At 69.2% G+C, this 15,985-nt stretch carries 11 protein-coding genes; 5 read left to right on the top strand and 6 right to left on the bottom strand.

What is annotated here, in order from left to right:
• Positions 1–27: 27 nt before the first annotated feature.
• Together KF689_11420 and KF689_11415 are read right to left on the bottom strand one after the other, a co-directional pair.
• Positions 28–3,375, bottom strand: a complete 3,348-nt coding sequence (locus KF689_11420) for an ABC transporter permease (GenBank protein ID MBX3133977.1) — start codon at positions 3,373–3,375, stop codon at positions 28–30.
• Between the two features lie 95 nt (positions 3,376–3,470).
• A complete protein-coding gene (locus tag KF689_11415; GenBank protein ID MBX3133976.1) occupies positions 3,471–4,262 on the bottom strand; it encodes a sulfite exporter TauE/SafE family protein in 792 nt (263 codons plus the stop codon).
• A gap of 164 nt (positions 4,263–4,426) precedes the next feature.
• Between KF689_11415 and KF689_11410 the strand changes: the two genes are divergently transcribed.
• Entirely contained in the window at positions 4,427–5,767 is a 1,341-nt protein-coding gene (locus KF689_11410) for a citrate synthase (GenBank protein MBX3133975.1), read from the top strand.
• 123 nt (positions 5,768–5,890) lie between these two features.
• Positions 5,891–7,354 carry a serine/threonine protein kinase gene (locus tag KF689_11405; GenBank protein MBX3133974.1) on the top strand — a complete coding sequence of 488 codons (1,464 nt, stop codon included), beginning with the start codon at positions 5,891–5,893 and terminating at the stop codon, positions 7,352–7,354.
• Between the two features lie 16 nt (positions 7,355–7,370).
• On the opposite strand, the gene KF689_11400 is transcribed toward KF689_11405, so the two are convergent.
• From KF689_11400 to KF689_11385, 4 genes are all read right to left on the bottom strand, one after another.
• Entirely contained in the window at positions 7,371–8,219 is an 849-nt protein-coding gene (locus tag KF689_11400; GenBank protein ID MBX3133973.1) for a hypothetical protein, read from the bottom strand.
• Between the two features lie 57 nt (positions 8,220–8,276).
• Positions 8,277–8,867 (bottom strand): hypothetical protein, encoded by a 591-nt coding sequence (locus tag KF689_11395; protein ID MBX3133972.1) that lies wholly within the window; start codon positions 8,865–8,867, stop codon positions 8,277–8,279.
• Between the two features lie 194 nt (positions 8,868–9,061).
• On the bottom strand, positions 9,062–9,703 hold the full coding sequence (locus KF689_11390; protein MBX3133971.1) for a hypothetical protein: 642 nt from the start codon (positions 9,701–9,703) through the stop codon (positions 9,062–9,064).
• Between the two features lie 9 nt (positions 9,704–9,712).
• Positions 9,713–10,387: a TetR/AcrR family transcriptional regulator gene (locus tag KF689_11385; GenBank protein MBX3133970.1), complete on the bottom strand. Its 675-nt coding sequence runs from the start codon at positions 10,385–10,387 to the stop codon at positions 9,713–9,715.
• A 139-nt stretch (positions 10,388–10,526) separates the two neighbouring features.
• Between KF689_11385 and KF689_11380 the strand changes: the two genes are divergently transcribed.
• From KF689_11380 to KF689_11370, 3 genes are read left to right on the top strand one after another with little or no spacing between them, the layout of a single operon-like run.
• Positions 10,527–11,861, top strand: coding sequence for a TolC family protein (locus KF689_11380; protein MBX3133969.1), 1,335 nt, complete (start codon positions 10,527–10,529; stop codon positions 11,859–11,861).
• A complete protein-coding gene (locus tag KF689_11375) occupies positions 11,858–12,904 on the top strand; it encodes an efflux RND transporter periplasmic adaptor subunit (protein MBX3133968.1) in 1,047 nt (348 codons plus the stop codon). Before KF689_11380 ends, KF689_11375 begins: the two co-directional genes overlap by 4 nt.
• The gene (locus tag KF689_11370; GenBank protein MBX3133967.1) at positions 12,901–15,975 is read left to right on the top strand and encodes an efflux RND transporter permease subunit; all 3,075 of its coding nucleotides are present in this window, start codon (positions 12,901–12,903) and stop codon (positions 15,973–15,975) included. Before KF689_11375 ends, KF689_11370 begins: the two co-directional genes overlap by 4 nt.
• The last annotated feature ends 10 nt before the right edge of the window (positions 15,976–15,985 follow it).

Below are 15,985 nucleotides of genomic sequence, written 5' to 3'. Positions count from 1 at the left end.
GAGGCGGCGGTGCTCCCCCGAATGAAATCACGGTTCGCCGCGCATCGCTACCATCGGATGTGCCGTGCCGGCCCGTCGTGCGGGTGCGAAGGTCGCGACGAGTCCCGCGAGCGCCATCGCCGCGGTGGCGGCGGCCCAGACCACCGGGTCGCGCGGATTCACTCCGTACAGCACTGATTCCATCACGCGCGTGAGGAACCAGGCGACGACGAGGCCGAGCACCACGCTCCCCGCGATCAGCAGTCCGCCCCCGCGCAGCACGTCGCGCACGATGCGCGCCGGCGCCGCCCCGAGCGCGGCGCGCAGGCCGTACTCGCGCCGGCGCTGCTCGACGACGTAGCTGAGCATTCCAAACAGCCCCGCCAAGGCCAGCAGCAGGGCCGCGACCGCCAAGGTGCCGAACAGCGCGAACAAGAAGCGCGGACGTCCGAGGCTGCTCGCGATCACCTCGGGCATCGGCAGTACCTGCGAGATGGCAACGCGGGGATCCACCCCACGGAGCGCCCGCTCGACCGAGGCGGCAATGCTCGTGGCATCTCCGGACGCGGCCCGCACGACGATGCGATACCCCGTCGCTGCAGGATGCCGCTGGCCGAATGTCCAGTAGGCCTCCGGCAATGGCGCATCTTCCGGTCCGTTGTTGCGGATGTCGCTCACGACCCCGACGATCTCCGACGCTGTCTCGCCGAAGTACAGGCGCTGCCCGAGCGGACTGCGCCCCGGAAAGTCACGCTCGGCGAGCGCCCGATTCACGACGATGACCCGCGGCGCGTCGGCGGCGTTGTCGCGTTGTTCCAGCAGCCGGCCCTCGAGCAGGCGCTGGCCGGTGGTCTCGAAGAATCCCGGCGCGACGTTCCGCGTTTCGATGAGCGGACGCTCGGTGAGCGGCATCTCGGGCATTCCGTCGTAGCGGACCCACGCGTTCCATCCCCACTCGAGGTACGGTAGCTGCGAGATGGCACCTGCCGCCGCGACGCCTGGCACGGCGCGCACGGCCTCCAGCGCGGGCTCGAGGAATCCGTCGGCGATGCGGCCTGCCGCGTAGTCGCTTGGCGATACGCGCGCGAGAAGCGAGAGCATCCCCTCGGCCTCGAAGCCCGATGCGTTGCGTTGGAGCTGGTGATAGCCCTTGAACACCAATCCTGCGGCGACGAGCAGCGCCAGCGCGAGCGCGCCCTCGGCGATGACCAAGACTCCCAGTGCGCGATGCTGGCCCGCTGCCTCGCTGCCGCGCCCACCGCGCAGCGCGTCGCCCGGATGCAGGCGCAGCGCCCGCAGTGCCGGTGCGAGGCTTCCCATCGTGGCAGCGAGCAGCGCAAGCGCAATCGCGGCAAGCACCGTGCGCGCGTCGAGTGAGGCGCCGGCGAGCTGCGGAATCTGCTGCGCCGCCAGCAAGCCGATGGTGCGCACGGCCAACGCCGCCAGCGCGAGGCCGATTGTGCATCCCCCGACGGCAATCACTGCCGACTCGGCCAGCACGGGCCGCAGCAACTGCCATCGCGTGGCACCGAGCGCCGTGCGCACGGCCAGCTCCTGCTGGCGGCGGATCCCGCGCGCGAGCAGAAGGCTCGAGACGTTGATCGTCGCGATGGCGAGCACTGCGATGGCGGCAGCGAGGAGCAGCAGGAGTGGCGTGCGCACCGACGCCTGCGACTCGGCCTGCATGGCGCCGAGCCGCACCTGGGTGCCACGGAGTTCGGGGAACTGCTCGATGAGGCCATCGTAGCGCGTGCGCAACGCGAGTTCGGCGGACTCCAGCGTTTGCCCCGGTGCGAGGCGCGCGAAGGCGCGCAGGAAGTTGCTGCTGCGCTGCGCGCGCTGGTTGGCGGTGAATCGGCTTGGGAGCCAGACGTCGGCTTCGAGCATCGCCCAGGCGTGCGGAATGCGGAAGCCGGGTGGCAGAACGCCGATGATGTCGTGCGGCACGCCGTCGAGGCGCAGCGTCGTTCCGACCACGCCTGGGCTGCCTCCGAGGTGACTGCGCCAGAAGCCGTCGCTGAGCACGACCACCGCTGGTGCCGACTCGCGGTCGTCATCGTCCGTGAAGAGCCGGCCGAGTGCAGGGCGTACCTGCAAGGTCGTGAAGGCCGACCCGCTGAGTTGCAGTGCCGAGGCCGGTTCACCGCGGTCGCCCAAGTGCGCGATGCGTGAGGTGATTGCGATCGCCTCAAGGCGGTCGAGGACCGGATCCTCTCGCAGGTCGAGGAAGTTCGGAACCGAGATGGGGTCGCCGCTGTACCCGCCCACGGTGCGGAACACCGAGACCAAACGCTCGGGCTCGACGAACGGCAGTGGGCGCAGCAGGGCGCCATCCACGACGCTGAACACCGCTGCGGTGCTCCCGACGCCGAGGGCGAGGCAACCGAGCGTGGCGGCGAGCAGCACCGGAGTCTTGGCCAGCGAGCGGACCGCGTAGCGCAGGTCTTGGAGCACGCTGCGCAGGGGCGCTGGGGTGAGGTGACGTCGCGGCGTGGCCTCGTCGGCCGCGCTGGGCTGAAGCAGCGAGGGTGAGCGCAGCGCGCGGAGCACGGCCGCGGCCGAGCGCGGGCGCGCCTCCGGATCCTTCTCGAGGCAGGCGGCCACGAGCGACGCGAGTGCGGGCGGCACCTCCCGGCGGCGCTGCGTCAGCGGAACTGGTGTCTTCGCCAGATGCGCCCGCGCCAGCTCGGCGGTGGTCGCGGCCTCGAAGGGCGGCGCACCGGCCAGCATCTCGTACGCGACCACGCCAAGGGCGTAGAGGTCCACGCGGTGGTCGGCCGAGGGATCGGCGGCGAACTGCTCCGGCGACATATAGCGAGGCGTCCCGAGCGAGAGTCCTTCGATTGTGAGGTCGGAGGGCGTACGCAGCACCTGCGCGCCACCGCCGGGCGCGCGCGCCAGCGCCTTGGCGATGCCGAAGTCGGCGACCATCGCGCTGCTGCCGGTGAGCAGGATGTTGCCGGGCTTGATGTCGCGGTGCACCACGCCGAGCGCGTGGGCGACTTCCAGCGCCTGCGCGACGTCCTCGAGGATGGCAACGGCCTCGCGCACCGAGAGCGGCCCGCGCAGGAGCCGGTCGCGCAGCGACTCGCCGCGCACGAACGGCATCACGAAGTACGGCGCGCCCTCGAAGGCGTCGGCGTGCAGCAGCGGGACGATGTTCGGGTGCTGCAGGGTCGCGAGGACCGCGATCTCGCGGTCGAATCGCTCGCGTCCGTCGGCACCGGCGAACTGCCGGGCGATGCGCTTGATGACGACGCGGCGGTCGAGGCGCCGCTCGCGCGCGACGAAGAGCTCAGACATTCCGCCGCCGCTGAGCGGGGAAAGGTCGGCGTAGCGCTCCGCGAGCGCGCGGGCGAAGTCGCGCCAAGCTGTGGCGTCTGAGTCGTTGGGCATACCCACTGGGATGGGAATTCAGCCCAAACCGTTTGACCTTGGGACCAACCGAGGGCCGAGTCGTGCGCCCAGCGGGGCCAACTGTACGCAATCGCTCAGATCAGCCCGAACAACATCGCCACGCCGGAGCCCAAGCCGATGGTCACGATCGCCCGCCGCACCCAGTCCTGCCCCACGCGCTGCGCCAACAGCGACCCGCCGATGCCGCCGGCGCCCGCGCCCAGTGCCATCGCGATGGCAATCGGCCAGTTCACGATGCCCGAGACGGCGAAGATCAGCACCGCGACGAGGTTCATCACGCCGCCGCCCCAGTTCTTGAGGCCGTTCATCTGATGGATGTTCGTCAGGCCCATCAAGCCGAGCGCGGCCAGCATCAGGATGCCGGCACCAGCCCCGAAATAGCCGCCGTAGACGCTCACGCCGAACTGGTACAATAGGAAGGCGGCGCTGGGCGGCAGCAGGTGACCGTCCGCCCCGGCGACCTCACGCCGCAGCCCGCCCCGTTCGGCCAGCGAGTGCATCAGCGGGCGTTGGGCGATGAACAGGGCCGTCGCCCCGAGGATCAGCCAGGGGACGATTGCGGCGAAGCGCCGCTCCGGCGTCTGGAGCAGGAGGACGGCCCCGACGATGCCACCCGCGAAGGACGGGATGGCGAAGGCCTTGGCCCAGCGCCGCGCCCCGACCAGCTCGCGGCGGTAGCCCCACATCGAGAGCATCGTCCCGGGCCAGAGGGCCACGGTCGAGGTGGCATTGGCCGTGATCGGCGGGACGCCTAGGGCGACGAGGGCGGGGAAGGTGATCAGGGTGCCCCCCCCGGCCACGGCGTTCATCATCGCGCCGACGGCGGCGGCCGCAGCGACCGCGAGCAGGAAGAGGGGGGACTCCATAGGCCCACGAAGGATAACGGACCCGGTAGCGGGGTGCGGTTCCCCACCCATTTGGGCGGGTACAACGACTAGATTTACTCCCGGCGCGACAACGCAGTCCGCGCTCGAGTCGAAGCATTGCGACGACTCCGCAGGTGTTCACCCCCAAAGCGGAACCCCCTACGATGGCAGGCACCCCGACCTCGGCCGCCCCCGCCGGCGACCACCTCGAGATCAAGGACTCGCGCACGGGCAAGATCTACTACGCCCCGATCACCGACGAGACCATCCGCACGGCCGACCTCAAGCAGATCAAGGTCAATCCCGACGATTTCGGGATTATGGGCTACGACCCGGCCTTTATGAACACGGCCTCCTGTCGCTCGGCCATCACGTTCATCGACGGCGACAAGGGCATCCTGCGCTACCGCGGGTACCCGATCGAGCAGCTGGCCGAGCACTCGAACTTCCTCGAAGTCGCGTGGCTGCTGCGCAAGGGCGAGCTGCCGACGCAGCAGGAGTACGACGAGTTCCAGCACCACATCACGTACCACACGTACGTGCACGAGAACATCAAGCGCTTTATGGAGGGCTTCCGCTACGACGCCCATCCGATGGCGATGCTGACGGCCGGCGTCGCGGCGCTGTCGTCGTTCTACCCGACGTCCAAGGACATCCACGACCCGCGCGAGCGCGACATCGCGTTCATCCGCTTGCTGGCCAAGATGCCGACGCTGGCGGCGTTCGCGTACCGCCACGTGAAGGGCCTGCCGTACGTGTATCCCGACAACTCGCTGTCGTACGCCGAGAACTTCCTCTCGATGATCGCGCGGATGTCGGAGCCCAAGTACGAGGCGCATCCGGTGTACGCGCGGGCGATCGACATCCTGTTCATCCTGCACGCGGACCACGAGCAGAACTGCTCCACCAACGCGGTGCGGGCGGTGGGCAGCTCGCACGTGGACCCGTACTCGGCGGTGGCGGCAGGCGTGGCGGCGCTGTACGGCCCGCTGCACGGCGGTGCCAACGAGGCGGTGCTGCGGATGCTCGAGGAGATCGGCGATGTGAAGAACATCCCGGCCTTCATCGAGGGCGTGAAGAGCGGCAAGGCCGGCAACCGCCTGATGGGCTTCGGTCACCGCGTGTACAAGAGTTACGATCCGCGCGCCAAGATCGTGAAGAAGCTCTGCGACGACGTGCTCAAGGTCGCCGGGATGACGAAGGATATGGAGATCGCGCTGGAGCTCGAGCGCATCGCGCTCAGCGACGAGTACTTCATCTCGCGCAAGCTCTACCCGAACGTCGACTTCTACACGGGCCTGATCTACCGGGCGATGCACTTCCCGACCGACTACTTCACGGTGCTGTTCGCCATCGCGCGCACCGCCGGCTGGATGTCGCAATGGGAGGAGCTGCTGCTCGACAAGGAGCAGAAGATCGCGCGCCCGCGGCAGATCTACACGGGCTACGACACGCGGCCGTATCCGAAGAAGGGGATCAACCTGTCGCATAAGGTTGTGAAGTAGGTTTTCGACGGAGGACGGAGGACGGAGGACGGAGGACGGATGAGAGAAGCGTCCGTCATCCGTCTTCCGTCTTGTACCTGCAGCTCCCTTCCGTCCGCGCGCTCCGGCCTGCAGTTTCTTGCGATGACCGATCCTCTCCAACTGCTGCTGGAACGCTCGACGGCTGGTCGCTATCGCGTGCTCCGCGAGCTCGGGCGCGGCGGGATGGGGGCGGTGTTTCTCGCCGAAGACCGCACGCTGGACCGGCACGTCGCCATCAAGGTCCTGCCGCCGGACCTCGCCATCAACGCAACGCTGCGCGAGCGTTTCGTGCGCGAGGCCAAGCTCGCGGCCTCGCTCTCGCACCCCAACATCATCCACGTGCACGCGGTCGAGGAGCAGGGTGACCTGCTGGCGATCGTGATGCAGTACGTGGACGGCGAGACGCTCTCGCAGCGCATCGCGCGCTCCGGGCCCTACGACGCCATCGATTGCGCGCGGCTGCTGCAGGATACCGCCTGGGCGCTGGGCTACGCGCACGCCCGCGGCATCGTACACCGCGACGTCAAGCCGGACAACCTGATGATCGAACGCGGCACGGGGCGCGCGCTGATAATGGACTTTGGCATCGCCCGGAAGGAACAGGCGAGTAGCCTGACCGAAGTGGGACAGTCCATCGGGACGCCACATTATATGAGCCCCGAGCAGGCGGCGGCCGAGGCGATCGACGGACGGTCGGATCTCTATTCGCTGGGCTGCGTGGGATTCTTCGCAGCCACCGGGCGCACGGTATTCCAGGCAGACAGCGCACATCGCCTGTTGATGTTGCATATGACGCAGCCACCGCCACCCGTGACCTCAGTTCGCGCGGAGTTCCCCGTCGGGCTCACGGAGGTCATCGCCCGCCTGTTGTCGAAGGATCGCAACGCGCGCTACGACACCGCCGAGGCACTGGCGGAGGCGATCAACGACCTGCACCTCCGCACCCGCGAAGTCGCCCCGTTGCTGCGCCTCTTCCAGCAGCAGACGGCGCAGTCACTGCAGATGGGCATCTTCCTCGCGGCGTTTCTCGTGGGCTTCTGGAATCTCGCCGGGTACCGCCGCTCGCTGATCGGCTCCGTGGCGATGCTGCTGGTCGTCACGGTACTCATCACCACCATCACCCAGATGCTGGATCGCGTCCGTTTCGTCGTGCGGCAGGGGTTTACGGCGGCAGACGCCGCCGCCGCGTCGGATGCGATTCGCGACGAGACGAGCCGCGCCGGGGAGCTGCTCGTCGCCGACCCGGTCGAGGCGATTCGCCTGCGCCGCCGCAAGGCGATTGCAGCCATCGGCGGATTCCTGAGCGGCGTGTCGATCGGATTCTTTCCGCAGCATATCGCCCGCGATGCCGCCGGCCGCGCGCACGTGGACGGCCTTGGATTCCTGCTGCTCGTCTCGGCGACGGTGTTCGCTGGCGTGTCGTTGGCGCTGTGGACGATGCGTCCTGTCCGCATCACGCTGGCGCAGCGGTTGGCAGGACGGTTCTGGCACACCGGGCTCGGCCGTGCGCTCTTCGCGCGCGCGGAGCGACGCTATGCGGCCGACCTCGCGCGGAGCCGGCGCTAGCCCGGCGGACTGGCCTTCAGTGCTGCCGCGTGAACACGCTCCGGTTGCTGCCCTCCAAGAGCATCAGCAACATTGCGATCCGTGACTTCCGCTCGGCGGCGTCGAGCCCCCGCGGAACCCAAGCGCGGAGATCGCTCTGGCCCAGGAGGCCGCCACCACTCGTCTGCACCGCGGCGAGCGGCGTCTTGCCGTCGAGCACCAGCCAGCCCGCCGCTTCAGGCACCAACATCGGCGTTCGGCGGCTGGGCTCTGGCGCCTTGCCATTCGGTACCAGTTCCGTGAGCGCCAAGGTACGGTCATTGCGCGTCAGCATCCGCTCCGAGCGTTGGATGCCGGTGGAGTCCCACTCCCAGCTCGTGCTGAGCCGCCAGGCCGTGGAGTCATCGCCGATGCGCAGCCGCAGGTCGGACGCATACGCGAGCCGATGGTACGTGCGATCATCCGGCGCGTCATCGTCGTCGGAGGCGTTGCCGAAGCGCAACACGAATCCTGAGCGCGAGATGTCGGAGTACTGCACGAAAGTGCCGAGCACCTGCGCGCGGAACCCCTGTGCTTCCGCGATGCGGTACGCGACGTCCACCGTGTCGCGTCGCTCGACGCGGCGGCGCAGGAAGTCCCGGGCTTTGTCCGCGCGCCGCGTGCGCGTGCGGCGCACGCCATCCACGCGCAGTGAATCAGCTCGGTAGCGCGTGAGGATGGTGGTGTACGATTGGTGGATGAGGACTTCGTCCCAATCGCCTTCCGGCGCCTCGATCCAGCTCGGCCGCACCGTCGGGGCGTTCACGCGCGTCACGCATCCGGTGGCGAGCACCAGCGCGGCGGCGCAGGCGATGAGCTTCAGGTGAGTCCGAGGGCGCTTGGGCATAGGAGATGCTACCCTCGCCCTGCGCATCCGGCGAGCGTCGCCCTAGGGTGCGACCTGCTACCGCTCGGAGGACCGGCACACACTGTGCACCGGGCAGGCCCCGCACCGCTTCACCCGCGCCGTGCACACCAGCGCGCCAAGTTCCATCAACGCCTGGTTGTGCGTCCACGTCGCCGAGCCGGTGCGGGGCAGCGTAGCCTCGGCCAACGCCCAGATCGCCTTCTGGTCACGCGCGCGTTTGGGCTGCAGCCGCGGCGCGAACACGCGCGTGAGCACGCGCGCGACGTTCGTATCCACGAGTGCCGCACGGCGTTCGAAGGCAAAGGTGCTGACCGCACCCGCTGTATATGCCCCGATGCCCGGCAGGCGCCGCAACTGCGCGGCTTCGGCTGGCAGCAGCGAGGCCGTGCCGTCGGCGGCGAGCGGCGGCGTGGCTGATGGCGCATCGCCCCAGGCGCCGGCGCCTTCGCGGACCACGGCCTTCGAGAGCTTGTGCAGGTTCCGCGCGCGTGCGTAGTAGCCGAGGCCGCTCCACTGCGCGAGCACCTGCCGCTCGCGCGCGGCGGCGAGCGATTCGAGCGTGGGGAAGCGCTCGAGGAAGCGCTGCCAGTAGTCGAGCACGCGGCTGACCTGCGTCTGCTGCAGCATCAGCTCGCTGACGAGGATCGCGTACGGGTCGCGCGTGCGGCGCCACGGCAGGTCGCGGGCGTTGCGGCGGTACCAGGCGCGGAGCTTCTGGCCGAACTGCCGCAGCGCGGTCGAGTCGGGGTGGCGCGCAACAGGTTGCTTCGCCCCAGCGCGACTTGCGGACGTTCTGCGCGCCGCCTTGCCGCGCCTTGCCGTCAGTGTGGATCCCAGGTCGGCACCGCCGAGAACAAGCCGCCGTCCACGATCAGCTCGCGCGCCAGCAGCAGGCCGAAGGCGATGCTCAGCGCTCCGGCGGCCACGCGTACGCCGATGCGCATCTGGGCCACGCGGTCGCGGGCATAGAGCGCCGGCGCCGCCAGCAGCGCGGTGACGAGCATCATCCCGAGGATGGTGCCCAGTCCGAACATCAGCAGATACGCGGCGGCGGCCAGCGGCTCGCGGATCGTCGCCAGCACCAAGAGCGCCACCGCCGCCGAGCCGGCCAGTCCGTGCACCACGCCGACGACAAGGGGCCGCGTGAGCGGCGGCAGGGACTCATCGTCGCGGCGGAGGATGTTGGAGTAGCCGAGCCCGATGAGCATCAGCGCCACGGCGAACTCGAGCCCCAGTCCGACGCGCGGCGGAATCACCAGTCGGAACGCGATGATCGCGCCGCCGAGCAGCAGCAGCGTGAGCGTGTGCCCCAGGCCCCACATCGCGCCGACGCGCGCCGCACGCAGCAGCGAGCGCTCGCGCGCCACGATTGTCGTCACCGCGACGACGTGGTCCGCGTCCGTTGCGTGACGCAGGCCGAGGAGCACACCGAGCAGGATTGGGGTCAGCGAGTCGACGGGCACGCCGAGAATCTAACCGGCGCGCGTCCCGTACAGCGTGTCGTAGCGGCCGTAGTGCGCCACGAACATCGTGTGCGCCTCGCGGATGGCGGCCTCGCGGAACTCCACCGGCAGGCGGCCCGCCAACTCCACGATGGCGTGCACCGCCGCCACCGACACCATCGCCGACGCGGCACGCTCACGCTCTGGCAGGCTCGGATAGCGCAGCGCGAGGAACTTGGCCACGTGCCCCACCAGTGCCTGGTTGAGCGCGTCGTAGATGGCCGGGCAGTTGCGATGCACGGCCGCGTGCACCGCCGTGAAGGCCGGCGTCCGCTCGATCAAGCCCATCTGCGCCTGCAGGATGCTGTCGAACAGTTCCGTCATCGGATGGTGCGCGTGCTCGAGCGGCATCGCGCGCTCGTTCGTGTCGCGGGCGGCGTCGGCGTACCGCGCCCCCAGCGCCTCGACGATCGCGTCCTTGTTGGGAAAGAAGTGATACAGCGAACCCATCGAGCTCTCGGCGCGCTCGGCAATCAGCTGCATCGTGGCGCCGTCCACCCCGTGCTCCACGAATACCTGAGCTGCGGCATCCAGGATCTGCTCCACACGCCGCTGCCCGCGCTCCTGCTGCGGGGCGCGGGCGGCGCGGTCCCGGGGATCACCATCTATATGATTGGCGGGCACTTCGGGGCGGTCGTTACTCATCTGGCTACATAATAGAGATTTCATTCCACTATTGACAAGTAGTGGAAACCCTCTAATAATCTAGAGCGTACTAGAGACATCCCTCTAGAACACGATACGGGCGCGGTATTCCGATGCCGGTCCCCCAACCGATGACGCTATGCGCTGGACCATCCTTCCGCTGCTGCTGGCGCCGGCCGTGCTGGCCGCCCAAGGGCCGCTCGACGAGTACGTGCGCGAAGGCCTGCGCCAGAACCTGGGCATCCGGCAGCAGGCACTCCAGGTGGAGCGCTCCGAAGCCGCCGTTCGCGAAGCCCGCGGGTTCTTCCTGCCCACCGCCACGCTGAACGCGCGCTACACGAACGTCAGCGGCCAGGTGGTGAACCTCGGCGAGCTGATCAACCCCGCCTTCGATGCGCTGAACCAGCTCCTCGGCGCGCCGCAGTTCCCGACGAACATCGACCTGCGCCTGCCGCTGAAGCAGGAGACGGCGGTGCGGGTGGCCCAGCCGATCTTCCAGGCGGAGATCTACTCCGGCTACCGCGCCGCCAGCGCCGCGCGCGACGTGCAGAGCGCGACCTACGCCGCCACCGAGCGCCAGTTGGCCGCCGAGATCCGCAGTGCCTACCTCACGCACGCCAAGGCCCTGCGCCTCGCCGAGCTGCGCCTCGCCACGCGGACGCTGCTTGAAGAGCAGCTGCGGGTGATGCAGCGCTTGGTCGAAGTCGGCCGCGCGACGCCGGACGCGCTCTCGCGGGTGCGCGCCGAGTTCAGCGAGGCGCAGCAGCGCGACGCCGAGGCGGCGCAGCTGGTGAGCGCCACGCGCCAGAGCTTCAATATGACGGTGGGTCGCGCGATCACCGACGAGGTCAGCATCGTGGACGCCGCGACGCTGGGTCTCGACGCGCTGCCGACGCTCGACGAAGCGCTGGCTGCCGGGCTCGGCGGGCGCGAGGAGCTCCGCGCGATCGACGCCGGCAAGCGCGCCGCCAACGCCCAGCGCGCCGTGGCACGCGGCAGCTTCCTGCCGAACTTGGCCGTCGCGCTGGACTACGGCGTGCAAGGCAACGAGTACCGCTTCAGCCGCGACGCCGACTTCACCTTGGTGAGCGTGGTCGCGTCGTGGAACCTGTTCAACGGCGGCCGCGACGCCGCGCGGGCCGAGCAGGCGCAGCTCGAGGCGCAGCGACTCTCGCTGCAGGACGAGGACGCACGGCGCGGGATCGAGCTGCAGGTCCGCCTCGCCTGGCAGGCCGCAGCAGTCGCGCGGCAGGCCATCGAGACGGCCCGTGCTCAGGAAGACGCCGCCACGCGGACCTTCCAACTCGTGGACCGCCGCGCCACCGAAGGCCTGGCCTCGCCGTTGGAACTCAGCGAAGCGCGCACCGCCCTGACCGCGGCTCAGCTCAACGCCCTGTTCACCACCTACGACTACTACCTGCGCCGCGTCGAGCTGGACCGTGCGGCTGCGCTCTATCCGAGGACCACGCCGTGACCCTGCGACTCCCGATGCTCCTGATCACGCTCGCGGCGATGGCCTGCGGTGGCGCCGATGCTCCCGCCGCCGAGGACGCCGCGCCGATTCCCGTCCGCGTCGTCACGCCCGGTTCGCGTACGGCCGAGCCCGACATCCTGCTCACCGGCATCCTCGGTGCCAAGGAAGAGATCCCGCTGGGCTTCAAGGTCGGCGGCGTGGTGGCCAGCGTGCGCGCGGATGCCGGCGACCGCGTGAGCGAGGGCCAGTTGCTCGCCGCGCTCTCGCTGACGGAGATCGACGCTAGCGTCGCCGCCGCCCGCGAGTCGCGCGATAAATCGCGACGCGAGCTCACGCGCGTTGAAGCGTTGTTCAAGGACTCCGTGGCCACGCAGTCGCAGTTGGAGGATGCGCGCACGGGCTTGGAAGTCGCCGAGGCCCAGCTGCGTGCGGCGGAGTTCAATCGCCAGTACGCGGAAGTGCGCGCGCCGGCCGCGGGCGTGATTCTGCGTCGCCAGGTGGAAAACGGCCAGCTCGTCGGCGCCGGAACGCCGGTGTTCGTGCTGCGCGTAGAGCGCCAGGGTTTGGTGCTGCGCGCGGGTGCGGCAGACCGCGAGGCGGTGCGCTTGCGCGAAGGGATGGCCGCCGAGGTGTCATTCGACGCGCATCCGGGCACTAGCTTTGCTGGCCGCGTCGAGCGCGTTGGTGTCGCCGCATCGCCGATGACCGGCACGTATGAAGTCGAAGTGGCAGTGACGCCCGGGAACCGCCGGCTCGCGTCGGGACTGATCGGGCGGGCGCGGCTCACGCCGCAGGGCAGTGTCGCGGTGCTCACGCTGCCCGCCGAGGCCTTGCTGGAAGTCGACGGCCGCGACGCGACGGTGTTCGTCGTCGCGGAAGGCGCGGCAAACGCCGAACGTCGTCGCGTGCGCGTGCTCTGGCTGGACGGCGCGCTCGCGGCCGTGGAAGGCGACATCGACGCCAGCACCCGCGTCGTCACCGCCGGCGCGACGCGCCTGGTGCAGGGCACGCGCGTGCGCGTGGTCGCCGAGGGCACGCCGTGAACATCGTCGGCTTCAGCGTCCGCAACCGCCAGTTTATGCTGGTGGCTTTCGTCGCGATGCTGGCGATGGGCAGCTTCTCGATGCTGACCATCCCGCGCGCCGAGGACCCGACCTTCCCGATCCCGGTGTATCCGATCGTCGCCGTGTATCCCGGCGCGAGCCCGACGGATATGGAGCAGTTGGTCGTGGATCCAATCGAGGATCGCATCCGTGCGCTCGAGAACCTTCGCGACGTGAAGGCATCCATTGAAGACGGCCTCGCGCTCATCATCCCCGAGTTCGAGGTCTCGGTGGATGCCGACCGCAAGTACGACGAGATCCTGCGCGAGGTGAACGCCCTGCGCGGCAGCCTGCCCAGCGACCTCGCGGTGCTGGAGGTGCAGCGCATCAACGCCTCCGACGTGAACATCGCGCAGTTCGCGCTGGTCTCGGAGACGGCGCCGTACCACGAACTCGACAAAGCGGCCCGCGCGCTGCGCGACGACCTTGCGCGCCAGCCGGGCGTGAAGCGGGCGGAGACCCGGGGCTATCCCAGCCGCGAGCTGCGCGTCTCGCTGGATGCCGGCCGTCTGGCCGAGTTCGGCATTCCGCTCAGCCGCGTGCTGCAGGCCGTCGGCAGCGAGAGCCTCAACATCCCCGGTGGCTCGGCTGACGTAGGCAACCGCCGTTTCAACGTGAAGACCAGCGGCGGCTATCGCTCGCTGGACCAGCTGCGCAGCACCGTCATTGGCGGTGCGGCGGGCGCATCCGTACGGCTCGGCGACGTCGCCGAAGTCGAGTGGGACTACGAGATCGCCAGCAGCACGGCGCGCTTCAACGGCCGCCGCGCCGTGTGGATCACGGCCGCGATGCAGGACAACGAGAACATTATGGCGGTGCGTGACCGGCTCTGGGCCAGCGCCGACGCCTTCCAGTCCACGTTGCCGGCCTCGATGCAGCTCGAGCGGGCCTTCGACCAATCCAACAATGTCCGGCTGCGACTCTCGCGCCTGACGACCGATTTCCTCATCGCCATCGCGTTGGTCATCCTGACGCTGCTGCCGCTGGGCTTCCGCGCCTCGGGCATCGTGATGGTGTCCATCCCGTTGTCGCTGGCCATCGGCATCACGCTGCTCAAGCTGTTCGGATACAGCATCAACCAGCTCTCCATCGTCGGCTTCGTGATTGCGCTGGGTTTGCTGGTGGACGACTCGATCGTCGTCGTCGAGAACATCGCCCGTTGGTTGCGCGAGGGCTACGGTCGCGTCGAGGCGGCTATCAAGGCCACCAATCAGATCCTCGTGGCGGTCATCGGCACGACGGCGACGCTGGTGTTCGCCTTCCTGCCGGTGCTGATGCTCCCGGGAACGCCGGGCAAGTTCATCCGCTCGATGCCGGCAGCCGTCGTGTTCACCATTCTGGCGTCGCTGCTGGTGTCGATCACGATCATCCCCTTCCTCGCGGCGATGTTCCTCAAGGAGGAAGGCGACGAGCACGGCAACGTGTTTATGCGGGCGCTTAACCGCGGCATCGACGCCACCTACGCCAAGCTGCTGCACCGCGCGCTAGCGGCACCGGGACGCACCCTGCTGGTCGCGACGGCGCTGTTCTTCAGTGCGCTGGCACTGATCCCGAGCATCGGGTTCTCGCTGTTCCCCAAGGCCGGCACGCCGCAGTTCCTGGTCACGGTCGCCTCACCGGAAGGCAGCGCCCTTCACGTCACGGACTCGGCGGTGGCATTCGCTGAGCGGGCACTGCTGCGCCGCGAGTCGGTGCAGCACGTGTACGCCAACATCGGGCGCGGCAATCCCAAGATCTACTACAACATTCAGTCTCTGGCCGAACGCACCACCCGCGGCGAGCTCTTCGTGCTGGTGGACCGCTACGACTCGCGCGCGACGCCGCTGCTGCTCGACTCGCTGCGCGCCGAGTTCGATGCCTATCCCGACGCACGCATCCAGGTGACGGAGTTCGAGAACGGCCCGCCGATCGACGCGCCCATCGCGATGCGCGTGACCGGGCCGGACCTGGACGCGCTGCGCGACATCGCTGCGCGCGTGGAACGGATCCTCGAGCGCACGGATGGTTCGCGCGACGTCGTGAACCCGCTGCGCGTCTCGCGCACGGACCTGCGCCTGCGCACCGACCGCGCCAAGGCCGGGCTCTATGGCGTGCCGACGGCCGAGGTGGACCGCGCCGTGCGCTTCGGCCTCGAAGGCCTCGCCGCCGGTCACCTGCGCGATGCCGACGGCGAGGAGTACGCGGTGATGCTCCGCCTGCCCGGTCCGCCGCGGAAGGGCCCCGAGGTACTCGACCGCATCTATGCCGGGGCGGTCACCGGAGCGCAGGTGCCGGTACGCCAGATCGCGTCGTTGGAGTTCGAGACCTCGCCGCCGGTCATCCAGCACTACGACGGCCAGCGGGCCGTCACGGTGACCTCACAGGTGCGCACCGGCTTCAACACCGACCGCGTCACGCGCAACATCCTGGCACAGCTCGACACACTGACGCTGCCGGACGGCTACCGCATCACCGCCGCCGGCGAGATCGCCAGTCGCCAGGAGAGCTTCGGCGGGCTCGGCGCCGCCATCCTCATCGCGGTGTTCGGCATCCTCGCCATCCTCATCCTGGAGTTCAAGACCTTCCGCGGGATGCTCATCGTAAGCTCAGTCATCCCGCTCGGCGTCATCGGCGGCCTCGTCGGGCTCTGGGTCACCGGCTACACGCTGAGCTTCAGCTCGGTGATCGGCTTCGTCGCGCTCATCGGCATCGAGATCAAGAGCTCGATCCTGCTGGTGGACTTCACCAACCAACTGCGTGCCGGCGGGATGGGGCTCGACGAGGCCATCGAGCGGGCAGGGAAGGTGCGCTTCGTGCCGATCGTGCTCACGTCGCTGACGGCGATCGGCGGGTTGATGCCGCTGGCCATCCAAGGCAGCTCGCTCTACTCGCCGCTGGCCATCGTCATCATCGGCGGATTAATCAGCTCGACGCTGCTCTCGCGCCTCGTGACGCCGGTGCTCTACAAGCTCCTGCCACCGACGCAGGAGGAAGTCACGCAGACCGGCGAGTTCGCGGTGGTCACGGCCTGAGCGCGAGCGC

This window comes from Gemmatimonadaceae bacterium (assembly GCA_019637355.1).
Lineage (GTDB): Bacteria > Gemmatimonadota > Gemmatimonadetes > Gemmatimonadales > Gemmatimonadaceae > Pseudogemmatithrix.
Note: the sequence above shows the minus strand (reverse complement) of the source record. Positions and strands in the feature narration are given on the sequence as shown.